Origin of the sequence: Paenibacillus allorhizosphaerae, from assembly GCF_042659105.1 — a bacterium.
Classification (GTDB): domain Bacteria; phylum Bacillota; class Bacilli; order Paenibacillales; family NBRC-103111; genus Paenibacillus_G; species Paenibacillus_G allorhizosphaerae.
Window position 1 is genome coordinate 235,899 of record NZ_JBHSRV010000007.1, and the last position, 22,209, is coordinate 258,107.

At 53.2% G+C, this 22,209-nt stretch carries 24 protein-coding genes and 1 tRNA gene; 11 read left to right on the forward strand and 14 right to left on the reverse strand.

All coding sequences use genetic code 11. The features are described from left to right. Positions 1 to 76 precede the first annotated feature (76 nt). Positions 77 to 1,270: an MFS transporter gene (locus ACFQI7_RS24280; protein ID WP_218100143.1), complete on the reverse strand. Its 1,194-nt coding sequence runs from the start codon at positions 1,268 to 1,270 to the stop codon at positions 77 to 79. Positions 1,271 to 1,299: 29 nt separating this feature from the next. Beyond that, complete coding sequence (locus ACFQI7_RS24285) at positions 1,300 to 1,734, reverse strand: MerR family transcriptional regulator (RefSeq protein ID WP_218100144.1); 435 nt, start codon at positions 1,732 to 1,734, stop codon at positions 1,300 to 1,302. A 225-nt stretch (positions 1,735 to 1,959) separates the two neighbouring features. On the opposite strand from ACFQI7_RS24285, the gene ACFQI7_RS24290 reads away from it, so the two are divergent. The 5 genes from ACFQI7_RS24290 (at position 1,960) to ACFQI7_RS24310 (ending at position 6,741) form a co-directional block, all read left to right on the forward strand. After that, positions 1,960 to 3,531 (forward strand): spore germination protein, encoded by a 1,572-nt coding sequence (locus ACFQI7_RS24290; RefSeq protein ID WP_218100145.1) that lies wholly within the window; start codon positions 1,960 to 1,962, stop codon positions 3,529 to 3,531. Between the two features lie 14 nt (positions 3,532 to 3,545). Continuing rightward, positions 3,546 to 4,745, forward strand: coding sequence for a Ger(x)C family spore germination protein (locus ACFQI7_RS24295; RefSeq protein WP_218100146.1), 1,200 nt, complete (start codon positions 3,546 to 3,548; stop codon positions 4,743 to 4,745). A gap of 4 nt (positions 4,746 to 4,749) precedes the next feature. Continuing rightward, entirely contained in the window at positions 4,750 to 4,992 is a 243-nt protein-coding gene (locus ACFQI7_RS24300; RefSeq protein ID WP_230415141.1) for a hypothetical protein, read from the forward strand. Positions 4,993 to 4,994: 2 nt separating this feature from the next. Next, a complete protein-coding gene (locus ACFQI7_RS24305) occupies positions 4,995 to 6,092 on the forward strand; it encodes a GerAB/ArcD/ProY family transporter (protein WP_218100147.1) in 1,098 nt (365 codons plus the stop codon). Between the two features lie 91 nt (positions 6,093 to 6,183). Beyond that, positions 6,184 to 6,741: a GNAT family N-acetyltransferase gene (locus tag ACFQI7_RS24310; RefSeq protein ID WP_218100148.1), complete on the forward strand. Its 558-nt coding sequence runs from the start codon at positions 6,184 to 6,186 to the stop codon at positions 6,739 to 6,741. Between the two features lie 145 nt (positions 6,742 to 6,886). Here ACFQI7_RS24310 and ACFQI7_RS24315 read toward each other — a convergent pair whose 3' ends face one another. Both ACFQI7_RS24315 and ACFQI7_RS24320 read right to left on the reverse strand, forming a co-directional pair. Next, the gene (locus tag ACFQI7_RS24315) at positions 6,887 to 7,198 is read right to left on the reverse strand and encodes a hypothetical protein (RefSeq protein ID WP_218100149.1); all 312 of its coding nucleotides are present in this window, start codon (positions 7,196 to 7,198) and stop codon (positions 6,887 to 6,889) included. A gap of 202 nt (positions 7,199 to 7,400) precedes the next feature. Continuing rightward, the gene (locus ACFQI7_RS24320) at positions 7,401 to 7,628 is read right to left on the reverse strand and encodes a DUF1128 domain-containing protein (RefSeq protein ID WP_218100150.1); all 228 of its coding nucleotides are present in this window, start codon (positions 7,626 to 7,628) and stop codon (positions 7,401 to 7,403) included. A gap of 130 nt (positions 7,629 to 7,758) precedes the next feature. On the opposite strand from ACFQI7_RS24320, the gene ACFQI7_RS24325 reads away from it, so the two are divergent. Next, positions 7,759 to 8,160, forward strand: a complete 402-nt coding sequence (locus ACFQI7_RS24325; RefSeq protein WP_218100151.1) for a secondary thiamine-phosphate synthase enzyme YjbQ — start codon at positions 7,759 to 7,761, stop codon at positions 8,158 to 8,160. A 79-nt stretch (positions 8,161 to 8,239) separates the two neighbouring features. Here the strand turns inward: ACFQI7_RS24325 and ACFQI7_RS24330 are convergent, their stop codons facing one another. From ACFQI7_RS24330 to ACFQI7_RS24340, 3 genes are all read right to left on the reverse strand, one after another. After that, positions 8,240 to 8,827 (reverse strand): TetR/AcrR family transcriptional regulator, encoded by a 588-nt coding sequence (locus ACFQI7_RS24330; protein ID WP_218100192.1) that lies wholly within the window; start codon positions 8,825 to 8,827, stop codon positions 8,240 to 8,242. Between the two features lie 66 nt (positions 8,828 to 8,893). Then, complete coding sequence (locus ACFQI7_RS24335) at positions 8,894 to 9,535, reverse strand: YigZ family protein (protein ID WP_218100152.1); 642 nt, start codon at positions 9,533 to 9,535, stop codon at positions 8,894 to 8,896. A 190-nt stretch (positions 9,536 to 9,725) separates the two neighbouring features. Then, on the reverse strand, positions 9,726 to 11,081 hold the full coding sequence (locus tag ACFQI7_RS24340) for a glucose-6-phosphate isomerase (protein ID WP_218100153.1): 1,356 nt from the start codon (positions 11,079 to 11,081) through the stop codon (positions 9,726 to 9,728). Positions 11,082 to 11,219: 138 nt separating this feature from the next. On the opposite strand from ACFQI7_RS24340, the gene ACFQI7_RS24345 reads away from it, so the two are divergent. Continuing rightward, positions 11,220 to 12,491: an NAD(P)-binding domain-containing protein gene (locus ACFQI7_RS24345; protein WP_218100154.1), complete on the forward strand. Its 1,272-nt coding sequence runs from the start codon at positions 11,220 to 11,222 to the stop codon at positions 12,489 to 12,491. 106 nt (positions 12,492 to 12,597) lie between these two features. Here the strand turns inward: ACFQI7_RS24345 and ppnP are convergent, their stop codons facing one another. The 4 genes from ppnP to ACFQI7_RS24365 all read right to left on the reverse strand — a co-directional run bounded on the left by ppnP (position 12,598) and on the right by ACFQI7_RS24365 (position 17,478). Further along, entirely contained in the window at positions 12,598 to 12,915 is a 318-nt protein-coding gene (gene ppnP / locus ACFQI7_RS24350) for a pyrimidine/purine nucleoside phosphorylase (protein ID WP_218100155.1), read from the reverse strand. A gap of 112 nt (positions 12,916 to 13,027) precedes the next feature. After that, complete coding sequence (tkt, locus tag ACFQI7_RS24355) at positions 13,028 to 15,034, reverse strand: transketolase (RefSeq protein WP_218100156.1); 2,007 nt, start codon at positions 15,032 to 15,034, stop codon at positions 13,028 to 13,030. 389 nt (positions 15,035 to 15,423) lie between these two features. Continuing rightward, positions 15,424 to 16,314 (reverse strand): formyltetrahydrofolate deformylase, encoded by an 891-nt coding sequence (purU, locus tag ACFQI7_RS24360; protein WP_218100157.1) that lies wholly within the window; start codon positions 16,312 to 16,314, stop codon positions 15,424 to 15,426. 36 nt (positions 16,315 to 16,350) lie between these two features. Beyond that, positions 16,351 to 17,478: a deoxyribonuclease IV gene (locus ACFQI7_RS24365; RefSeq protein WP_218100158.1), complete on the reverse strand. Its 1,128-nt coding sequence runs from the start codon at positions 17,476 to 17,478 to the stop codon at positions 16,351 to 16,353. Positions 17,479 to 17,624: 146 nt separating this feature from the next. On the opposite strand from ACFQI7_RS24365, the gene ACFQI7_RS24370 reads away from it, so the two are divergent. Next, positions 17,625 to 18,059 (forward strand): DUF2621 domain-containing protein, encoded by a 435-nt coding sequence (locus tag ACFQI7_RS24370; RefSeq protein WP_218100159.1) that lies wholly within the window; start codon positions 17,625 to 17,627, stop codon positions 18,057 to 18,059. Between the two features lie 102 nt (positions 18,060 to 18,161). Here ACFQI7_RS24370 and ACFQI7_RS24375 read toward each other — a convergent pair whose 3' ends face one another. Both ACFQI7_RS24375 and ACFQI7_RS24380 read right to left on the reverse strand, forming a co-directional pair. Continuing rightward, positions 18,162 to 19,556, reverse strand: coding sequence for an S-layer homology domain-containing protein (locus ACFQI7_RS24375; protein ID WP_218100160.1), 1,395 nt, complete (start codon positions 19,554 to 19,556; stop codon positions 18,162 to 18,164). Positions 19,557 to 19,697: 141 nt separating this feature from the next. Then, positions 19,698 to 19,886, reverse strand: coding sequence for a putative motility protein (locus ACFQI7_RS24380; RefSeq protein WP_218100161.1), 189 nt, complete (start codon positions 19,884 to 19,886; stop codon positions 19,698 to 19,700). Positions 19,887 to 20,046: 160 nt separating this feature from the next. On the opposite strand from ACFQI7_RS24380, the gene ACFQI7_RS24385 reads away from it, so the two are divergent. Then, a complete protein-coding gene (locus ACFQI7_RS24385; protein WP_218100162.1) occupies positions 20,047 to 20,325 on the forward strand; it encodes a hypothetical protein in 279 nt (92 codons plus the stop codon). A 184-nt stretch (positions 20,326 to 20,509) separates the two neighbouring features. Here the strand turns inward: ACFQI7_RS24385 and ACFQI7_RS24390 are convergent. Then, positions 20,510 to 20,592 (reverse strand) — tRNA-Leu (locus tag ACFQI7_RS24390). 146 nt (positions 20,593 to 20,738) lie between these two features. On the opposite strand from ACFQI7_RS24390, the gene ACFQI7_RS24395 reads away from it, so the two are divergent. Continuing rightward, complete coding sequence (locus ACFQI7_RS24395) at positions 20,739 to 21,101, forward strand: DUF2500 domain-containing protein (protein WP_218100163.1); 363 nt, start codon at positions 20,739 to 20,741, stop codon at positions 21,099 to 21,101. A gap of 260 nt (positions 21,102 to 21,361) precedes the next feature. After that, the gene (locus tag ACFQI7_RS24400) at positions 21,362 to 22,192 is read left to right on the forward strand and encodes an AraC family transcriptional regulator (RefSeq protein WP_218100164.1); all 831 of its coding nucleotides are present in this window, start codon (positions 21,362 to 21,364) and stop codon (positions 22,190 to 22,192) included. Positions 22,193 to 22,209: the final 17 nt, after the last annotated feature.

Sequence of the window (22,209 nt, forward strand, 5' to 3'; positions counted from 1 at the left end):
GTAACGATCTAAAGGACCAACGCTTATTAGTAATAAGGTACTCCGAACTTCTCTTCATGTAAAGAGGAACGGCCCGTTAATGCGCCGAACCCGCACGATCGATATGCATCAAGTGCTTGCGATTGATCCAGATGAACAACACCGATAAGAGGACAAAGCCGCCTCCGACAATGAATGGAACATGCGGGTTGAACACTTCGGCAAGCTTGCCTGCCATCCAAGGCGCCGCCGCGCCACCGAGAAAGCGGAGAAAACTGTATGCAGCGGAAGCCGTAGAGCGTTCGACCGGCGCGGATTGCATCACGGCTGTCGTAATGAGCGTATTGTTGTTGCCGAGAAAAGCGCCTGCAATAATGACCGCGGCAATGACGATCCCCTTCGCATCGGTCCAAATCCCCATCGCGAGCAGCGTAACGGCGAACAACAACAGCATGGCGATCATCGATTTGATCGTTCCGAATTGTTTCTCCAATCGGGGCGCCACAAACACGGAAGTCACCGCGAGCAAAAGCCCCCATCCCAAGAACACATATCCAAGCCCGCGTTCCTTCAAGTGCATGACAAACGGCGAATACGCAAGCAAAGTGAAAAAGCCGAAGTTGTACAGCAAAGCCGTCAGGCCGAGCGTCAACAAACCGCGGTATTTCAGCGCACGGAACGGGTCCAGCAGCGAGCTTTTCTTTTTGACGACGTTCTTCGTTCTGGGCATGATAAACAAAAGGAACAAGAAAGCGATAACCATCAGTACGCTTACCCCGAAGAACGGTCCGCGCCACGAAATGGAGCCGAGTTCTCCGCCGAGCAGCGGCCCTACGGATATGCCGATGCCGATAGCCGCCTCATACAATATAATGGCTTGTGCCGTGCCCGCCGTCGACAAAGAGACGATCGCGGACAAAGCCGTAGCGACAAACAGCGCATTGCCGAGCCCCCAGCCGCCCCGCAAACCGACCAATTCCCAAATGCCACTCGACCATCCGCCAAGCGCCGCAAATAAAGCGATAATAATAATGCCGCAGAGCAGCGTGTTTTTCACCCCGAGCCGAGTAGATATGACGCCTGTCACGAGCATGGCTACCGCCATAACAAGATTGTAGCTGGTAAACAGCAAAGTGACCTGGCTTTGCGAGGCATTCATTTTTTCGGCGATCGCCGGCAAGATCGGATCGACCAGCCCGATCCCCATAAATGCGATAACGCAAGCGAAAGCAACAGCCCATACCGCTTTCGGCTGACTTAACATGTTTGTTTTTCCCACTGCTCGTTCCATTGCAACGCATTCTCCTTTTTGATAATCATTTATTGCCCTTCCCCGCTCTCTCTGGCAATGGCCTGTTGAACCCGCAGATGAAATTGCTCCACTTCATCGCGTATTTCAATCATTTTCATTAGCTTTTCGTTAATAAGTCGCAGCTGGTTGCCGACGACCGGTTCAATCTCCAGCAGCTTCTTGAGCTTCTCGCCCTGGTCTTCCGTCTGTCTGTAGCCTTGCCGATAACTATCCAATTGTTCGCTGATCCCGATATAGGTTTGCAGCTCTTGCAAGGAAAACCCCAACACATCGCGAGCGTTAATCAGCCGCTTCAGCCGTTCGATATGCTCGCGCGTGTAGAGCCGTATGCCGCCGTCGCTTCGTTCCGGAGGGGGCAGCAAGCCGATTTCCTCGTAGTAGCGCAGCGTCCGTTTCGTCAACCCGCATTCCTTGGCTACTTCATCGATTTTGTACTTTTCCAAGCGTATCCTGCTCCTTCCGCGCAAATCAACGTTTCTTATCATAATACAACTTAACGTTAACGTCAACGTTAAGTTTTACTTTCGGCTTATTTTCTTTTCGTTTTTTTCTTCGTCGCCGGCATGCACAAAGGATTTGTTTTATTACTATCGTGCACTGTGCGGATATATTTCATTCCGATGGAAATAGTAAGGAAAGTTATATCGGTTGATTAAGGTGGTGGAACGATGAAATCGCTCAGCAAAATCGTGCGATATTTGTTGGATCGCCCCTCGCGGCAATTCGACACGCAGGCTCAAGGCCATGCCGTCAAGCAAACGCTCGCAGCTTCGCTTCGCGACAACTTCGAGCATATTCAAGGCACCTTTGGCGGCAGCACCGATGTCGTTATGCAAGAAATGACCATTAACGATACTCATCCGCATACGATCGGAGTCATATACATTCATGGGATGGTTAGCCCTCAAGCGGTACAAAATTTGATCCTGGACTCGATTCCATCCGATCCTGGCCCGTTCTCGCTGCAAACGCTGAAGAACGCCATGACCGCTCTTGGCAAGGTGCAGGAGATTACCGATCTGCCATCGCTGTGCCGCGCCATTTTGTCCGGTTCCACCGTTATCCTACCGGATGGCTGGGCACTTGGTTTGGCTGCGAATACGCAAGGGGGCGAGCATCGTTCCGTTGAGGAGCCCTCTTCCCAATCGGTCGTCCGCGGCCCCCGTGAAGGCTTCACTGAGCAGATCAACACGAATACGGCGCTGATTCGCCGCAAGATCAAAGATCCGAACTTGTGGCTGGAAACGATGACGATCGGCCGCATTACCCAAACCGAAGTTGCCCTTATGTACATCAACGGCATTGTGAACGACAAGCTAGTGGAGGAAGCCCGAATCCGTCTCGGGCGCATCGATATTGACGGTATACTGGAGAGCGGCAATATAGAAGAACTGATTCAGGACGAAACCTATACCCCATTTCCTACCCTGTACAATTCGGAACGGCCGGATGTCATTGCGTCAGGCTTGATGGAAGGACGCATTGCGATTCTGGTGGACGGCACACCGTTTGTCCTGATGGCGCCCGCGTTGTTCACGCAATTTTACCAATCGGCGGAAGACTATTATCAACGAGCCGACTTCGCTACGCTACTGCGAATTTTAAGATACGTATGCTTCTTTATCTCTTTGCTCGCTCCCGCCCTTTATATTGCCATCACCACGTTCCATCAAGAACTATTGCCAAGCTCGCTGCTGTTCAGTCTGGCGGCGCAGCGCGAAGGGATTCCTTTCCCGGCATTTGTCGAAGCTTTGCTTATGGAAACTACATTTGAGATTTTGCGCGAAGCCGGCGTCAGGCTGCCCAAAACGGTCGGACAAGCGGTTTCCATCGTGGGGGCGCTGGTCATCGGCCAGGCGGCCGTTGAAGCCGGTCTCGTGTCGCCGGCAATGGTCATCGTGGTTGCGATTACGGCCATATCCAACTTTGTCATTCCTTCGTTCAACATGGGCATTTCGATCCGTATTTTGCGATTTTTGCTCATGCTTTTTGGGGCCACGTTCGGGCTATTCGGCATAACCGTAGGGTTGATCGGCATTGTGCAGCATCTGTGCAGCATACGCTCCTTCGGGGTACCGTACATGTCTCCCATGGCACCGTTCATCTCCGAAGATCAAAAAGATACGATTATTCGTTTGCCGCAGTGGGGATTGTTAACGCGGCCGCGATTTATAAGCCAAAAAAACATATACAGGCAAAATAAAGACCGTCCTGAAAAGCCGGAACGAAGAAAGCCGTAAACGAGGTTATGAACATGTGCAAACCCACCGTTGTCTGCTGCCTTCTGATCGTTGTCGCCGCCGCGCTCTCGGGCTGCTGGGACCGGCGTGAGCTTAACGACCTGGCCATTGCCGTCGGACTCGGGCTTGACAAGCAGGAGAACAACATCAGAGTGACGACACAAATTGTAAATCCGGGCGAAGTAGCCACCAAGAAAGGCATGGGAGGATACAGTACACCGGTCAGCACGTTTAGCGCTACAGAACCGACTATATTCGAAGCCATCCGAAGGCTCACGACCATTGCCCCGCGCAAAATCCTTTCTTCCCATCTTCAGGTGCTCGTAATCGGAGAGGCGCTTGCTCGACAGGGCATTGCTAAGGTCATGGACGGCATCTCCAGAAATCACGAGTTTCGTTCCGACTTTTATTTGGTCATTGCCAAGGGAGACCGCGCCGAGAACATTTTGCAAATATTAACGCCCGTCGAAAAAATACCGGCAAGCAAAATGTTCAATTCGTTGGAAATTTCCGAAAAAGCATGGGCGCCTACAGTCAAAATGCCGCTGGACAAGTTTATTTCCGATTTATCGAGCCCGACGAAAGATACGGTCCTGACCGGCGTCCGCATCACCGGAGCCCAGGAAACAGGTAAAACCAAAGGCAACATGAATCGATCCGTTCCGCACGCCAATTTGCAATATGCCGAGCTGGCGCTATTCAAACGGGATAAACTGATCGACTGGTTAAGCGAGCAAGAAAGCAAAGGGTATAACTACATCATGGGCAACGTAAAAAGCACGATCGGCCATTTGTCCTGCCCCCGGGGCGGCGCCATAGCCGTCGAGGTGATTCGGACAAAATCGAAAATCAAGGGGAAGGTCGAACACGGCATTCCGAAAATTACGATCGATCTGTATGTTGAGCAGGACATTGCCGAAGTGCTCTGCAGCATGGATGTGACCAAAACCGAAACGATAGACCAGTTGGAAAACATATCGAAAAAAACATTGGCACATATCGTTCAGTCCGCCATAACGGTGGCCAAAAAAAACAAAGCCGATATTTTCGGCTTCGGAGAAGCCATTGAAGACGCCGATCCCAAAGCCTGGACGGAAATGAAGAAGGATTGGGACCGGCGTTTCGCCGATCTGGATGTTGAAGTCCGGGTCGAAGTGCAAATTCGGCGTCTGGGCACAACGAACAATTCACTGATGGAAGAAGGGGAGGAATAGTCTGATGTGGTCGGTAGCGGGTATTCTCTTGGCTGGAGCGCTTATCGCATTCATCGAGGCTCCCTATCTCCTGAAGCACAATCGGATTAAGGAGCTTGGCGTTTTTGCGGGCTTGCTCTTGTTCGGCATTACGGTGAGCGTACTGCAAAGTATGAGAGTCCCTCTGCCGAATCCGCTGGACTGGATTACGGCAGCCCACCAGCCCATCAGCGATTTCATCTTTCGATTACTGGCCAAGGGGGAGTAAGTATGATTGAAAAAGGCAAAATCGGCGTCCATCAATTTACGATATTAACGGTACTCTTTACGGTCGGCAGCTCGATTCTGATCGCGCCTTCCGGGCTTGCTCACGACGCTAAGCAGGATGCATGGATCGCGGCGGCCTTAGGGCTCGGCGTCGGGCTGCTTACGATCTTGTTGTACAACCGAATTACGGTCCGCTATCCTTCCAAAACATTAGTGGCATGTTGTCAGGAGGCGTTCGGGGCATGGGTCGGCGGGTTCATTTCATTTCTGTACTTTGGCTATTTCTTCATGTTGGCCGCGCTCGTGCTGCGCAATATCGGCGACTTTATGACGACGCAAGTACTGCCCAATACACCGATTCAATTTATTCATGCCCTGTTCCTCTTCGTCGTCATTATGGGACTCCGCAACGGACTCGAGACGATCACCCGGACTGCGGAAATCTTTTTACCGTGGGTATTATTCTTCTTTCTTATTATGGTCGTGCTGCTTCCGCCCAAGTTCGATTACCATAACTTGCTGCCCGTATTCGGCTATGGGATGAAGCCGACCGTGCGTGCGTCCATTCCCTTAATCAGTACTCCTTATATGGAGCTTATCGTATTTTTAATGATTTTCCCGCACGTTTCGAACGCACCTAAAGCGAGGAAAGCGTTTCTGGCCGGTACATTCATAGGAGGAATGCTGCTGGTCGTTATCGCGCTCCTATCCATCCTCGTGCTCGGAAGCGAATTAACGGCAAGACACCTATACCCGAGCTACAGTTTGGCTAAAAAAATCAGCATAGGCAAATTTTTGGAACGGCTCGAGGTCGTCATGGCAGGGATTTGGTTTATTACGATTTATTTTAAGCTCGCCATATGCTTTTATGGTTCCGCGACAACGCTTGCCGAGCTATTCAAACTGAAAGAAGTCAAACAGCTGTATTTGCCGCTGGGCATCATCATCATCGTTTTTTCGGTGGTTGCCTACCCTAATATCGCGTATTTTATGTTATTCGGTTCCAAAATCGACTTTCCATATTCGTTTCCATATGCTTACATAATCCCTTTCGCGTTACTCCTTACCGCCCGGTTTCGTAATAAAAACATGCGTCAATGAACCGCACGTAAAATAGGACTCCAAAGATTCCGTAACGAAACATATAATGAAGAAAGGGTAGGCAGCACAGTGTCAGTGTGGAGGTGTAGCGATGTTCAAGTACAAAATCGATTCCGAGGTTGAGCTCAAGATGTTGGGAATGCAGGAAGCGGAAGCGCTGTTTCGGCTCACGGACGCGAATCGGCAATATCTTCGCGAATGGATGCCTTGGATTGACGAAACGAAAACATCAGAGGATACCCGGTTATTCATCGAGGGAACACGGAAACGCTGGGCGAAGGGACTCGGGATCGCAACAGGGATTGAATATCGCGGAGAGCTGTGCGGAGTCATCGATTTGCACGGGCTTAGCTGGACGAACCGCAAAACCGCGGTAGGCTACTGGCTCGGGGCATCGTTTCAAGGCAATGGCATCATGACAAGAGCATGCCGGGCGATCGTCGACTATGCAGTCCACGAGCTGAAACTGCACCGGATCGAGATTTGCGCGGGAATACATAACGTCAGAAGCCGCGCGATTCCCGAACGGCTCGGTTTTCAGCTGGAAGGGATCGCAAGGGGAGCGCAGCTGCTCTACGGCCGTTATATCGATCTGGCCGTATATAGCGTATTGGCGGATGAATGGAGCGAAAGCGCCAGAAGCCGGTAATGCGCCATGTTCCGGGAATTCCCCGCGGCTGCTACCCTAGCTGGCCTTGTCGGGGTGAGCTTCGCTTCCTACACAAAACAGCCCGGCTCTCGTCAGCAAAAGCTGCGTAGAACGGGCTGTTTGTCATGATTCCGTTTACGAGAAGTTAAATAAAGAATCCCCCGCCGTAACCGTACGGATAACCGCCATAGCCATAGCCGCCAAAGCCGCCATAACCGCCATAACCGCCGTAACCGCCGTAAGCATAAGGGGCCGTTCCGACGGCGAGCAGATCGAACAGTACGAGCGGAAGAATGGCTGACGTCTTTACTTGTTTTCCTTTGCGGGGAGCAACAAACAGCTTGCTGCCGCTAATGCGGACCAGCTTGCCTTGTACGACGGTGCCGTCCTTCTTCACTGCGTAAATTTGTTTGCCGATCAGCATCTGGACATCCTGCTTGCGAACATGGTTTTGCATGCGTGTGCACCTCCAACTTTTAGCGTCGGGCCAGGCCCTTGTAATTGTCGTCACCGATCGATGACGGTCAACGGGTGTTAACGCTATATTGTACGGAAGGCGCGACATTTGTGCCTGTATAGCTGTCCGTAGCAGGCAAAGATGTGCCGCTGTCCTGACGGCTGTGGTCTAGCTAAGAGCCCGGCTATCCGGGCTAAGCGGTTTACGCGCGCCGCAGCCGGCCGAGCTCCATTGTGATCGCTTCAATCTCGCTGATGCTGAACTGATTCTTGCTGGCAACCATTTCGTAAATATCGCGCAGGTCGTCGTACTGCTCGTCGTTGAGCTGCGACGCCTTTAGTGCGGCGCCTGTAGCCATGCGCAGCTTCTTCTTGATCTCCTCAATCATATATTCGGTGTTATCCATTGTGTTCACATTCAAATCCGCCATGTTCCGATCCCATCCCTTTCTCCAGAATTGTTCTGTTTCAGCTTGAATCATTGTACCACGTTTTGTGATTCGGCGCCCTGTACTATATAATGGGGGCACCTGCAATCCGCTTACGACTAAGGAGGTCTATATGATACATACGCTGCAACTTCGAACCGAAGAACGGGATGAGCTAATCGAAATTACGCGAGAAGTGCATGATTTATTGAAAAAAGAAGCGCTGGAGGATGGCCTCGCCGTCATTTATTGCCCGCACACGACGGCTGGCGTCACCATTCAGGAAAACGCCGACCCTGACGTTAAGCGAGATGTGATTATGCGGCTTGATGAAGTGTATCCATGGGAACACCCGAAGTACCGGCACGCCGAAGGAAATACCGCTTCGCATCTGAAGGCGATGACGGTAGGGAGCTCCCAAACCGTTATCGTCTCAGGCTCCCGTCTCCTATTAGGACGCTGGCAAGGCATCTATTTTTGTGAGTTCGACGGCCCGCGGGACCGCATTTGTCTGGTAAAGTTTATGCGCGGATAAGCGGGCAAGCGTCAATGCTTCAAAGCATTGAAGTGTAAGGCTGCGATGATTTCCGAGATTGCGCGTTGTAGGAGAGTAATTATCCTCGCAGCCCCTCGCACAAATATTTGACATGCGACTCGGCAAGCTTTTTCACGTCTTCGTAAGCCTGGTTGTAATGAATGTTATACGATATAAATCCGTGCAGCGACATAAACAAACTCCAGGGCAAACTGTACATTTTCTTTTCGCTCATCGGCTGTTTGGCCACGACCGCCCGTACGACCGTAGCGAACAAATCCAGACTTTGAGCCTGCTCGGTTCGCGAGTAACGCTGAAGTTCCGGATCTTTAATCATGAACATGATTTCGTAATGATTCGGATTTTCAAGGCCGAAACGGACAAACTCGAGCATCAACCTTTCCAACTGCGCCAGATCGCCGAGACGCGTTCGACTCAGCATTTCCCTCTGCCTTTCGAGCAGCATATTGAAGTCATCCGTAACCAAAGCATAGAACAGCTCGGCTTTTTCCTTGAAATGGTAATACAACGCACCGTGACTATAGCCCATCGCCTTTGCAATGCTGCGCATCGTTAAAGCGTGATAGCCGTGCTCGATGAAGAGTTGCCTCGCCTCATCGAGAATTCTCTCACGGCTCAACTCCTGTGCAACCGCTTTTCTCGCCAATTTCCCGCACTCCCCTTTGCGCAAGTTAGCTTCATCTATATTCAAGGCTTTGCCGGCTCCCCTTGCTCAGGGCAGCTCGGCGTGCTCTATATATCGCTCATCACTCGGAACAATGACACCTTGACCGTGGGTCAAATCGGTCATCCAATTTATGAAGGTTTCGGACTCCGAAGCAAGCGGCAGACAGCAAAGCGTCACTTTATCGGTAAATGCCGTTTCCCCCATCAGCATCCTGCGTCCCCTAAGTTCATTCTCGACTTTCCCCAATAGCGTATAGTCGATTTCCACCAGCACTTCTTGATGCAGTACTTTGTAAACTTGCTGCGCCGCCGACAACCCGGCCACCGCGCCGTCCGTATACGCGCGAATCAAGCCTCCCGCGCCAAGCATAATGCCGCCAAAGTACCGTGTGACCACGACGGCGACGTTTTTCAGCCCCTGGTTTTTGATGACCTCCAAAATCGGTTTGCCCGCCGTCCCGCTCGGTTCGCCGTCATCGGACGCCTTCTGGATCTCATCGCGCTCTCCGATCATGTAAGCGGAACAGTTATGCGTCGCAGACCAATGCTCTTTCTTGATGCCTTCAATATACTCGATGGCTTCCTCTTCGGATGCAACCGGCTTCGCATGACCGATAAAGCGGGACTTCTTGATGACGATTTCCGCTTGTCCCGGTCCTTTGACCGTTCGATATTGCATCAGCGCCATCGTCTTGCTCCTCCTTCCTTATCTCTTCTTCAGCTTTCTGTGAAAATTTTGCAAAAAAAGCAGCCACCCGAAGGATGAACCGCTCTTTTCGCTATATGCCTGAAATTCGATTTCAACTCGCGAAACCGTAAGAGAAGCTTTTTTCAATGAACCAGCCTTCCCGCAACCCGGGCTTTGATCGGAAACGTTCTTATTCGGACAATCTCGCCTCAAGCTCCGCTTTTTCTTTCTCGTAACCAGGCTTGCCGAGCAGCGCGAACATATTTTTCTTATACGCTTCGACGCCCGGCTGATCGAATGGATTGACCCCGAGCAGATAGCCGCTGATGCCGCATGCTTTTTCAAAGAAGTACACCATGTACCCGAATGTATACGGGCTGGTGTCCGGCAACGTTACGATCAGATTCGGCACGCCTCCGTCGGAATGGGCAAGCATCGTTCCCTGGAACGCTTTTTTATTGACGAAATCCATCGTCTTGCCGGTTAAGAAGTTAAGCCCGTCCAAATCTTGCGGATCGCTGCCGATCTCGATATGTTCCGTCACCTGCTCTACCTGGATGACCGTTTCAAACAGGTTGCGCGAGCCTTCCTGAATGAATTGGCCCATCGAATGCAGGTCCGTGGAGAAATCGACGGAGGAAGGATAAATGCCCTTGTTGTCTTTGCCTTCGCTCTCCCCGAACAGCTGCTTCCACCACTCGGATACGTAATGCAGCGACGGCTCGTAGTTGACAAGAATTTCGGTCGTCTTGCCCTTGCGGTACAGCGCATTGCGCACGGCTGCATATTGATATGCTTCGTTCTCCTGCAAGCTTGGGTTCGCGTACGCCTGACTCGCATCCGCCGCTCCCCGCATCATCGCTTCGATATCGACGCCCGCCGTTGCAATCGGCAGCAGGCCGACCGCCGTCAGCACCGAGTAGCGCCCGCCGACATCGTCCGGGATCACGAAGCTTTCGTAGCCTTCTTCCGTCGCCAGTTTCTTCAGTGCGCCCTTGGCTTTGTCCGTCGTAGCGTAAATGCGCTTTCGCGCCGCTTCCTTGCCGTACTTCTTCTCCAGCAGTTCGCGGAAAATGCGGAATGCAATCGCAGGCTCCGTCGTCGTTCCCGATTTGGAAATGACGTTGACGGAGATGTCTTTTCCCTCAAGCAGTTGAAGGAGATGCGTGACGTATGTAGAGCTGATGTTTTGCCCGACGAAATAAATTTCCGGCGTCTTGCGCTTATCCTTGGGAAGCAAATTGTAAAAGCTGTGGCTGAGCATCTCGATCGCCGCTCTCGCCCCGAGATAAGATCCGCCGATCCCTATCACCACAAGCGCATCGGAGTCGGATTGGATTTGCTTTGCCGCCTGCTGAATGCGCGCAAATTCCTCTTTATCGTAATTGACCGGAAGGTCGATCCATCCGAGATAATCGCTGCCTGCGCCGGTTTTCTCATGAAGCTGCTCATGCGCTTTCTGCACCGCCGCCTCCAAATAATCCACCTCGTGCTTCGCGATGAAGCCGAGCGCTTTGCTGTAATCGAAACGAAGCTTGCCGCTCATTGAACTAAATCCCCCTAACCTTAGTCTTTTGCTGTATATTCACTTTTCAATAGCATACTTCACTTTACCTCGGGAAAGCAAGTGTCCAATTCACAGTAAAGCGATGAAATGCTACAATCAGTGGAAGAGGTGATATTATTGAAGAGCATCGGTTTTATCGGGCTGGGAACCATGGGTAAACCTATGGCCGCCAACCTATTGAAAAAAGGCTTCTCTGTCGCCGTATATAATCGTTCCGCGGAGAAAGCGGATGATTTGGTGCTCCTGGGCGCAAGGGCGGCTCATAGTCCGGTGGATGCTGCACTGGAAGCGGACGTCGTGATTACAATGCTCAGTACGGAGCATGTTGTTCTGGACACGGTATTCGGGGAGAACGGGATCGTCCACAGCCTGCGGCCCGGACAAACCGTTATCGACTGCAGCACCGTATCGCCGGAAACGAGCCGAAAGCTGAATGACGAGTGCGCCGCACATCTGGTCGATTTCCTGGACGCGCCTGTTGCGGGAAGCAAGCCGGCTGCAGAGAACGGGACACTCGGCTTTATGGTCGGCGGGCCGGAAGAGGCGCTGGAGAAGCATCGGGATGTGCTGGAAGCGATGGGGACGACCATCGTCTACATGGGACCGGCCGGTTCCGGCTCGTATGCGAAGCTTGCGCATAATACGATCGTCGGCATTAACGCCGCAGCGCTCGTAGAAGGACTGTCGATGGCCGTTAAGGCTGGACTCGATCCTGCGAGTTTTCTGAGCATCGTGCAATCCGGAGGCGCCAACAGCAAACAGGCGGAGCTGAAAGGCCCGAAAATCATCGACCGCGATTTCAGCAGCCAGTTCTCCCTCGGCTTGATGCTTAAGGATCTGATCTTGGCGGAGGACGTAACGAACCGGTTCCGCATGCCGGCCCCCATGCTTCGCGCCGCCGCCGGACTGTTCCAGATGGGATACAGCAAAGGGCTAGGCGACGAAGACTTGAGCTCGGTCGTCAAATGCTACGAGGATTGGATTCATGCCGAGATCAGCGGCCGGCTTTCCGGCGGACAAGCCTCCGAGAACGGAGAACGCCGCAAAAGCGCGCGAATCCGGATGAACATCAGGCTCCATCTGTCCGTTTATCAATGGGAGCAAGAAGGTGCCTTCTCCGGGCAGCTGATTGACGGAACGCTGGAAGATTTATCCGACAGCGGCATTCGCATTTTATCGGAAACGCCGCTTGCCCGGGACATGTTCATCGTGATCCATTTCCCGCAGGAAGCCGACCTCCCGCCGGTCACGGCGCGCATCATCCGCATCGATCAGGAAGAGAACCAATTCCGTTACGGCTGTATGCTGTCGGGCCTGTCGCCGCATGTGCGGCTCAAGCTTGAGCAGTATATCCACAGCAAAACCGGAGAACCGGGTGCAGCCTATTAAGTGTTAAGCCTGCATGCTAAAACCCCGCAAGACGAAACGGCGGCACTTCCAGGAGAAGCGCCTTCGTTGTCTGCGGGGTTTATTCATTTCGTCCGGCCCGAATGATTTACTCGGCGATATAAGAGCAGCAGTAATCCGTCACGGTCTTGATCTCGAGCTTGAACTTGCTGTTCGCCGGCACGGTAAATTCACCCGTACCGTTAATGTGCAGCCATTCGCTTGCGCCCGGAAGCAGCACCTTCAGCTCGCCTGCCATAATTTCCATAATTTCTTTGGCATCCGTACCGAACTCATATTCGCCCGGAAGCATGATGCCAAGCGTCTTCTTGCTGCCGTCGGCAAACAAGACGGTGCGGCTGGTCACTTTGCCGTCAAAGTAAATATTCGCTTTCTTCACGGCGGTTACGTTCTCGAATTGGGACATGAAACGGATTCTCCTTTATGCATTAATGAACGCCGGGAAGCTTCGGGCCACTTCGGGCTCCTGTCGTGTTAGCCCGAAGCGGCCGATCGCCATCCGCGGCGTCCTTCCGCAGTTATTTATTCAAAAGCTGTTTCACTTGGGAAACGACATTTTCAACCGTGAAGCCATACTCGCGAATAACGACCGGTCCCGGTGCGGAAGCCCCGAACTTGTTGATGCCGAGCACGCTTCCCTGATCGCCGACGTAACGGTCCCAGCCGAACGAGTGACCCATTTCCACCGCAAGACGCGCTTTCACGTCCGGAAGGATGACCGAATCTTTGTACTCCTGCGGCTGCTTGTCGAATAGCTCCCAGCTCGGCATGCTGATCACGCGAACCGCGATGCCTTCCTCTGCCAGCTGTTTCTGCGCCGCTACCGCGAGCTGCACTTCCGTACCTGTTGCCAGGATTTGCGCTTGCGGCTTGCCGCCTGGCGCATCGGAGAGCACATACGCGCCGCGGTTCACTGCGCCGTTCTTCGTGCCTTCGAGCTGCGCAGCGGCCTGACGGGAGTAGATCAGCGCAACCGGACCGCGCTTGTTCTCCACGGCATAGCGCCATGCGGCGGCCGTCTCGCTGCCGTCCGCAGGACGAATGACCGTCAGCCCCGGGATGACGCGGAGCGCTGCGAGCTGCTCGATCGGCTCGTGGGTCGGGCCGTCTTCGCCGACGCCGATGCTGTCGTGCGTGAATACGTAGATCGCCGGTACGTTCATGATCGACGCCAGGCGAATTGATGGACGCAAGTAGTCGGAGAATACGAAGAACGTACCGCCGAATACTTTCAGACCGCCATGCAGCAGCATGCCGTTCACCGCCGCGCCCATGCCGAACTCGCGCACGCCGAAGTAAATGTTGCGGCCGCTGTAATCTTTGGCCGTCATTTGTCCGAGGCCTTTCATATGCGTCATCGTGGAAGATTCCAGGTCAGCGGAACCGCCTACGAGCGCCGGCGTGTTTTGGGCAATCGCGTTCAGCACGATGCCGGAAGCGGTACGCGTGCCTTTGTCCGCCGGGATGTCGGCCGGAATATCTTTGTCCCAACCTTCCGGCAGGTCGCCCGCTACCGCGGTTTCGAACTGCTTTGCCAGCTCTGGATAAGCACTTGCATAGGCCGCAAACTGCTTTTGCCATGCTTCGTACGTTTGAATGCCTTTTTGCTTCACATCGGCGAAATGCGCGCGCACTTCAGACGGCACATGGAAATGCTGGGCATCGTCCCATCCGTAAGCTTTCTTCGTAAGCGCCACTTCGTCCACGCCGAGCGGGGAACCGTGCGGGCCTACATGACCGCCTTTGCCCGCTTTGTTCGGGCTGCCGTAACCGATAACCGTCTTCACTTCGATCAGTGTCGGACGGTAGTCCGCTTGCGCAGCCAGAACCGCTTTGTGAATCGCGTCCAAATCGTTGCCGTCCTCGACGCGAAGCACTTGCCAGCCGTAGCCTTCGAAGCGCGTCGCTACGTTCTCGGAGAAGGAAAGATTCAGCTCGCCGTCGAGCGAAATATCGTTCGAATCGTACAATACGATCAGCTTGCCGAGCTTAAGGTGGCCCGCAAGCGAAGCGGACTCGGAGGAGATGCCTTCCATCAGGTCGCCGTCGCCGCAAATGACGTAAGTATAGTGGTCGATCACGTTAAATTGATCGCGGTTGTATACCGCACCCAGGTGCGCTTCCGCCATCGCCATACCAACGGCCATGCCGAAGCCTTGGCCAAGCGGACCGGTTGTCGCGTCAACGCCGGCCGTATGTCCTACTTCAGGATGCCCCGGGGTCAAGCTCCCCCATTGACGGAACTTTTGCAGCTCTTCCATCGGAAGATCGTAGCCGCTCAGATGCAAAAGGCTGTACAGCAGCATGGAGCCGTGTCCGGCGGACAGCACGAAACGGTCCCGATTGATCCAGTTCGGCTGATCGGGGTTGTGGTTCATCACTTTGGCGAACAGCTCGTACCCCATCGGCGCAGCGCCCATCGGCATGCCCGGATGTCCGGATTTCGCCTTCTCCACCGCGTCGATTGAAAGCGTACGGATCGTATCCACAGATAATTGTTCGATCGATTTGTTTGTTACCGTCATTGTTATCCTCCTACGTTGTTGTTTTCTCTTAGCACACGAGCCCCTAGTAGTATAAGTATACACGACTTCGTTCATCTGTCGAACAAAGTTATTGTTCACGTGTGCATTGTCGTTTATTTAAACTTGCCTTATTGTACCATTCCCTGTCCCAGTTTGCCATAACAAACCGCTAAACATACGTGAAAATTTGTTCAAATTGTGTGCATTTGTTCAGACTGCTTGCAAGGGGTGGTGCTGCCGCTGGGCGCGCTCGCTTTAAAGCGGCGCAGTCCGCAGCCGCACCAAGCGGCCGGAGCGCCCTCGTGGCAGCGGCGCGCCGTACGCAACAAGCGCAGATCCGCAGGCTCCTGCGAGCATCCTGGATCTGCGCTTCTTGGCCTCGACCGACTCTAGCTGAACACCACGGTCTTGTTCTGGTGCACGATGACGCGATCCTCCACATGCCAGGACACGGCGCGCGCCAATACCGTCCGCTCGATGTTGCGGCCGATCCGTTTCAGATCGTCCACATTGTCGCGGTGACTGACCCGCTGCACATCCTGCTCGATGATCGGGCCGCCGTCCAGCTCCTCGGTCACGTAGTGCGCCGTTGCGCCGATGATTTTGACGCCGCGATTGTACGCTTGCGCGTAAGGCTTGCCGCCGACGAAGGCCGGCAAGAAAGAATGATGAATATTGATGATCCTGTTCGGAAAATGCTCGATGAATTTCGGCGAAATGATCTGCATGTACCGGGCCAGGATGACGGCATCGACTTGTCCGGAAACCAGCTCCAGTTGACGCTTCTCCGCCTCCGCTTTCGTCTCGGCCGTAACCGGGATGTGATGATAAGGGATGCCGAGCGGCTCGACCAATCCCCGCATGTCGTTATGATTGCTGATGACCATCGCGATCTCCGCGTCCAAATCGCCGGACTGCCAGTGCCACAGCAGCTCCAGCAAAGCGTGCTCTTCCTTGGATACGAAGATGGCCAAACGCTTCTTCCGGCTAGCTCTGGTCATGCTCCACTCCATCCGGAACTTGGCCGCTACCTCGGCAAAATCGGCCTTCAGCTGCGCACGGCGCTCGTCCAGGTTGTCCAGGTCGAATTCGATTCGAATGAAGAACAGCCCGCCTTCAGGGTCCATCGTATATTGGTCCGATTGAACGATGTTGGCTCCGTGTTCGAATAAAAACTGCGATACTGCCGCTACGATGCCGGGCTGATCCGGGCACGATACAAGCATGCGCGCCCGGTTGCTCAGATCGGCGCTTTTCGTTGGGGTTACTTTCTGAATCATTGTTTTGTGTCTACTCCTTCAGATGCTATTCCATACTTACACGGTCGCAAGCACATGCTCGCCTGCGAACCAGGCGGTCAAACGTTGATTCACCTGCTCCTCGTTAAGCTCCGGCAGCAGGCTCTCGGCCAGCACCATATCGTACAGCCGCTCCATCGGTTCGCGACCGTCGGCTTTTTTCGCTTTCGCGTCGTTTTTCAGCACATCCCATGTTTGCAGCACGTATTCCCGCGCTCGGATATCCTGTTTGGAGAAGAAGTGCTCGAGCTTCTCCACATCGCTCAGAAACTCATCGCCGAAACGCTCTTTTACCGTACCGCCGAGCAGCGCGATTTCCGCCTCGTACATCGGACGCTGGCTGTTGTCTTCCTTGCCGATCCATGGCGTTTCCAAAATAAACGGCAAGTGCTTCAGCTTCTCATGATGCACGACGCCGTGCATCGCTTTGAAGCCGATCCAGCCCGCTCCCACAGGGGCATGGCGGTCTTTGCCGGCGCCTTTCGGATTTTTGCTGTCGTTCAAATGGACGACCGCCAGCCGGTCAAGTCCGACGGTGCGGTCAAATTGCTCAAGGACGCCGTCCAGGTCGTTCACGATATCGTAGCCGGCGTCGTTTACGTGACATGTATCCAGACATACCGTCAGCTTGCCGTTATCCTCGACCTTCTCGATGATCGAAGCCAGCTCCTCGAAGCTGCGGCCGATCTCGGTTCCTTTGCCCGCCATCGTCTCCAGCGCGATATGCACGCCCGTGTCTTTGACTCCGGCAAGCACCTCGTTCAAGCCCTGAGCGATTCTGGCGATGCCGTATTCCGCATCTTTATCCGTATAGGCGCCGGGATGGAGCACGATCTGCTTCACGCCGATATAATCCGTACGGCGAATCTCTTCCTGAAGGAAGCGGACCGCCAATTCGAACGTATCTTCTTTGTACGAACCGAGATTGATAATATACGGGGCATGGACGATAATTTCGCCGATGCCGTGCTTTTCCATGAGCGCTTTGCCCTCTTCGATGTATTGGTTTTCAATCGGTTTACGCCGCGTGTTTTGGGGCGCGCCGGTATAAATCATGAACGTGCCGGATCCGTAAGTTACGGCTTCCTCTGCCGCATTGAGCAGCCCTTTGTCGGAAAACGATACATGCGAGCCTATCTTGATCATAAGCAAGAATCACTCCTTTTTTATTCACTTTTATTATTTTACTAGGATTGCCGCAAGAAAGCTAGAATAGGAAAAGAATACCTTTCGATTCGGCCGTTTTCGTAATGGCTTGTTTTGAGGTATAATGGGAGCGAGGTGACCTTTCGATGAATTCCGTGCACACCGGGTTTATGTGGTTTATATTTTTTTGGGTATTCGTGCTGCTGTTTATGATGTCGGTCGGCGGCTATTTCATGTTCCGCAAATTTTTCAAGGTGCTTCCCAGAGAAGACGGCAAATCGAAGCTCGATTGGCAAAATCATTACGTCGAAGCTTCCCGCCATTTATGGGACGATGAAGCGAAGGCGTTCCTGGAGGTGCTCGTCGACCCCGTACCCAGCCCGTTCCGGGATATTGCGCGCCATTCCATTGCGGCGAAGATCGGACAGGTCGCCCTGGAAGACCATGCGGACCGCGTCACGCAGGAGCATTGCATCAAGGGATATATTTTGGCTACGCCGAAACGGGACTACAAGAGCTTGACCTCTTATCTCGATAAAAAACAAATCGACTATTCGCCATACAAGCATATGCTGCAATAAGGCAAGCTTCTGACCGACACGTATCAGTTACGTTCGTTCTTGAAAATGCAAAGGCCGTCCGTCCCATATTCCGGGGACGCAACGGCCTTTTCGCATACTGTTCTATTTTTTCTTTTTGACCGGTTCTTCTTCGAGCAGGCTGACCGATAAGGTGACGTTCAGCTCGCCGCGTACGTTCGGGTCCGGGCTCCGTTGCTGCGAACGAAAGCCGACAATCGACACTCCGGCCACCGATAGCGTCAGCGGGAACTCCTCCTGCTTCACGAAAGCGATCTTTCCGTCCAAAATGATATACAGATCCACTTTCTCCTTGGACTTCAGATCAACGGTCAAATACTTTTTCCCTTTTGGCTGCACCGCCGCTTCGAGCTCGCCGTTATTCCGCACATCCTTGACGATGACGCCCTTTTCGTTGAAGTAGTCCTGCACGCGGATGATCGATTTATCGGACCAGGACGAATTGCTCCCGCCCGTTCCCCCTCCGGATCCGCCCCCCGGCGGGATGATCACGTTGCTGTCGGGGTTATTGTTAAACGTTCCGCCTCCGGACGATCCTTGCCCCGCCGTTCCCGGATTGGTTGATCCGCCCACAGGTCCGGTGCCGTCCAAATTAATGGAAGAGTAATCAAACAGCCAGTCGTTTCTTTCCAGGAAATGGTAAGCCCGATCGAGAATCGTTACGGCTTCCGCTCGGGTTACCGGTTCTTGCGGGCGAAAAAATCCGAACTCATCCGGCGTCATAATACCGTTCGCCTTCAGGCTGGCCAGCGCCTTGGTCTGCACGTTCGAAAGCGGGTCGCTGCCGAGCGTGCATTCCTCGCTCTCGTGTTCGAGCATCAGCGTAATGTAGAGGTCGTCGCTGTCTACATTCATCAAGCCGTTCGCCATATAGCGACCGTCCGCTGTAGCGGCATCGTACCCTGCCTGGCTCGCGTATATTTTCGTCGGGATATCCTTGAGCTCCGAAACGACCGAGCAGGCGACCGTATTGTCGAGCCGCCAGTCGATCAGCCGGTTATCGAAGAAAGCATACAACAACTGCGCCAGCTGCAGCCGCGTGAGCGGCTTATCGGGGCGAAACGCAAGCTCGCCGCTCCGGTTCAGCCCATAGCCGCCGACGGAAAACGATGTATCATACAGCTCCGAGATTTCCTTATAAGCCCAATATTGCGCAGGGACATCGGCAAAGCCGCCGATTTTCCGCGGACCTTCCACATACAAATTCGGCCGGTATCTGTCAAAAAGCCGGTACACCATCACCGTCCATTCCGCTTTGCTGACCGGCAGCTCCGGGCGAAAGCGGCCGTCGGGGTATCCGGTTAACACTTGTTTATCCGCCATGAGGCCAATCGAGCGAACCGCCCAATCGTATCGCGCGTCCACATCGGAGAAGCTGGCTTCTGCTCGAACGGTCTGTGACGGCCAAAGCGATAGCATAACGGATGCAATAAGCATTGCGACAAGCAAACGTCGCATCGGTAAGGAAAGCCTAATCAAATGAATTCCCTCCATTCTCTCATCATCTATATCGGATGATCGGAAGGAATTTGTTACCTTTCGGAAAACAAAAAAAACAGCCCCGGACAAGCTCGGCGATTCGCCGGCGTCTGTACGAGGCATTGCAGCGCAATGATTCCGCTATATACGTATATCCAAACTTTTTCCCAAATACGGATGCTGAGCCGCCGCAAAATCGCGCAGCAGCGTCGCCGCTTGTGCCGTCTGCACATCCTTCATTGTATCCAACAGCGTTATACCGATCGCCTGCTTAAGCAGATCGCCGCCGTTTACCGCACTTAGTGCCGCGTTCACATTCACGAGTCTCACCTTTTCCCCGATCCTATATTTGATTATAGTATACGAGATATGCCGGTTCGCGGCAAGAAAAAAGGAATACCCCCTTGCTTGCAGAATGTTTAGTAAACGGGTGTTTTGTACGAAGCTGCTCGATCCTGTCGCGAGCAAGCTATATTGCGAGGTGAGTGTGATGGCTTTTTATAGCCGGGAGCTTGTTTACGGACTAGTCGCGGCCGTGATCATACTGGCATTGATCTGGATCGTCGCTTCAAGAAAGCGCAGCCGCAAGGGACCGACTCCTCTGCAACGGAAAAAGCTGTCTTTGCAAAAACAAAGCTGCTCCTATTGCAAGCAGAAAGTGAGTCCCAAGGAGCTCACGTTTTATGCCGGCCCCGTGCACGGCAAAGTCGTCGGCGTGTGCCGAAAATGCAAGCCGCAAGCGGAACGGCAGTCTCTGGCGCGGTTATAAGTCTCGGGATTCGTAACAGAAGCTTCGACCGAAGTCCTTCAAAGCAGCCAGAACGTTTGTATCGGATTTTTTTCTTGGTGCAGACCGCCGCAGCATGCTTTAATGCTTTATCGTACTTTAAACCATTTGCGATAATAATAAAAGACGCCTTATGCAATAAGGCGTCTTTCTGCGCAATGATATATGCGGTTGAGAGGACTCGAACCTCCACGGGCGTAAGCCCACTACCCCCTCAAGATAGCGTGTCTGCCATTCCACCACAACCGCGTAATGTTGTCATTATATCGCGTTCCGGAGCAAGAGTAAAGTGGATGCTTTCGGCAATTTCGATAAGCTCGTTCTTGAGAATCGTGTAACTTTTTTTCCATCCGCGCGTCATTATTATAATGATTCAGATTAGGAGTTGATGAGATATGTCGTTTGGCGGGCCGCCTCCCCTATTTTCTTTCTTTTTCACCCTCATCCCTGTACTCGTTGTTGGCATCTTTGTGTTTGTCATCGGCAGAGGCCTGTTCACTTGGATGAAAAACAATGCCAGCGACCAGGTTGTCACCGCGGCAGAAATCGTATCCAAGCGTACGCTGGTCAGCGGAGGGAGTGGAGATACTTCCGCCCATACCACGTACTATGTGACGTTTCAATTCGATAACGGCAATCGCGTCGAGCTTCGTGTCCGGGGCACGGACTACGGGCTTATGGCCGAAGGTGATCAAGGACAGCTTGCATACCAGGGAACGCGGTTCCTTTATTTCAATCGCGTTGGTACCGGGCTTTAACGAGCGGTTCTGTTACGATTCCCCCAAGCCGCAGCTAGCAGAGCTTCACCGGGCGCCATCATCTTTCCTACGCGCGAATCGTAGCCGGAAGTTACGGCGCTGCACGGTCCGTCGCGCCCGCTCGGTGTACTAGCTGCGCAGCGCCCCTCCCTCTCCATATATCAATATCATCCATAAACCGGATTGCAGATTGCGCGTTTGTCCCATATCATCGATAATATTCAATATATCAACGATCTTGCTATATGGGTGGTGGCAACTTGAAGAAAGAAGTATTGCTGTGCGGCTACTCGTACCACACGAGCAAATTTTATACAAGCCACCGGGGTCAAGGTCTCGGCAGTTATTTGATCCGCCTGCAAACGGAGGGTACAAGCCTTGTAACGGTTAACGGGCGGGAAAGCCGGCTTGCCGCGGGGGATGTGCTGCTGCTGCCTCCCGGAACACTCTACGAATTACGAATCGGCGAAGAGCCGCCGGGCGACGCATCCGCTGCCAAAATCGCCAGCGGCGATTATTATTTATTTTGCTTGAATGATCAGATCTCCGAGTGGTGGAACCGCGCGCCGCGAAAATGGAAGTATCGTATCGAGCCGAACGAGATGCTGCTGTCCTTGTGGAAGCAGCTGATTTTGGAAAAGTACCGGCTCAGTGAGGATAACCGCGAATTGACCGCTCATCTGCTTGGCGCCTTTTGCCTGTACTTGGACCGTGCGATCAACGAAACCGATCCCTCGCATAACCGCCCCTATACGGCCGCCCGCATGAAGCGGTATGTCGAAGCGCATGCGATGGAGACCTTTACGCTGGAGGACGTGGCCAAACACGTCGGCCTGAGCGTTTCGCGAGCCGTTCACTTGTTCAAGGAAAGCTACGACAAGACGATGATCCAGTATGCGATGGACATTCGGTTATCCGGGGCGGTGGACCGGATGAACTATACCTCGATGACGCTTGGGCAAATATCCGACAGCTGCGGGTTCAAGAGTTATACGTTTTTCCACAAAGCCTTTAAGGAGAAATACGGCATATCTCCGGCGGCATACCGCAGTAAAGTGAAAGAGATGCAGCCGGTGAGCCGCGATAAATAAATGATCGTTGTTGGCAT

Bases quoted from the DNA above. Each gene is read 5' to 3' on its own strand.
- ACFQI7_RS24280 (WP_218100143.1), bottom strand. From the start codon at position 1,270: ATGGAACGAGCAGTGGGAAAAACAAACATGTTAAGTCAGCCGAAAGCG.
- ACFQI7_RS24290 (WP_218100145.1), top strand. From the start codon at position 1,960: ATGAAATCGCTCAGCAAAATCGTGCGATATTTGTTGGATCGCCCCTCG.
- ACFQI7_RS24295 (WP_218100146.1), top strand. From the start codon at position 3,546: ATGTGCAAACCCACCGTTGTCTGCTGCCTTCTGATCGTTGTCGCCGCC.
- ACFQI7_RS24300 (WP_230415141.1), top strand. From the start codon at position 4,750: ATGTGGTCGGTAGCGGGTATTCTCTTGGCTGGAGCGCTTATCGCATTC.
- ACFQI7_RS24305 (WP_218100147.1), top strand. From the start codon at position 4,995: ATGATTGAAAAAGGCAAAATCGGCGTCCATCAATTTACGATATTAACG.
- ACFQI7_RS24310 (WP_218100148.1), top strand. From the start codon at position 6,184: ATGTTCAAGTACAAAATCGATTCCGAGGTTGAGCTCAAGATGTTGGGA.
- ACFQI7_RS24315 (WP_218100149.1), bottom strand. From the start codon at position 7,198: ATGCAAAACCATGTTCGCAAGCAGGATGTCCAGATGCTGATCGGCAAA.
- ACFQI7_RS24320 (WP_218100150.1), bottom strand. From the start codon at position 7,628: ATGGCGGATTTGAATGTGAACACAATGGATAACACCGAATATATGATT.
- ACFQI7_RS24325 (WP_218100151.1), top strand. From the start codon at position 7,759: ATGATACATACGCTGCAACTTCGAACCGAAGAACGGGATGAGCTAATC.
- ACFQI7_RS24335 (WP_218100152.1), bottom strand. From the start codon at position 9,535: ATGGCGCTGATGCAATATCGAACGGTCAAAGGACCGGGACAAGCGGAA.
- ACFQI7_RS24340 (WP_218100153.1), bottom strand. From the start codon at position 11,081: ATGAGCGGCAAGCTTCGTTTCGATTACAGCAAAGCGCTCGGCTTCATC.
- ppnP (WP_218100155.1), bottom strand. From the start codon at position 12,915: ATGTCCCAATTCGAGAACGTAACCGCCGTGAAGAAAGCGAATATTTAC.
- tkt (WP_218100156.1), bottom strand. From the start codon at position 15,034: ATGACGGTAACAAACAAATCGATCGAACAATTATCTGTGGATACGATC.
- purU (WP_218100157.1), bottom strand. From the start codon at position 16,314: ATGATTCAGAAAGTAACCCCAACGAAAAGCGCCGATCTGAGCAACCGG.
- ACFQI7_RS24365 (WP_218100158.1), bottom strand. From the start codon at position 17,478: ATGATCAAGATAGGCTCGCATGTATCGTTTTCCGACAAAGGGCTGCTC.
- ACFQI7_RS24370 (WP_218100159.1), top strand. From the start codon at position 17,625: ATGAATTCCGTGCACACCGGGTTTATGTGGTTTATATTTTTTTGGGTA.
- ACFQI7_RS24385 (WP_218100162.1), top strand. From the start codon at position 20,047: ATGGCTTTTTATAGCCGGGAGCTTGTTTACGGACTAGTCGCGGCCGTG.
- ACFQI7_RS24395 (WP_218100163.1), top strand. From the start codon at position 20,739: ATGTCGTTTGGCGGGCCGCCTCCCCTATTTTCTTTCTTTTTCACCCTC.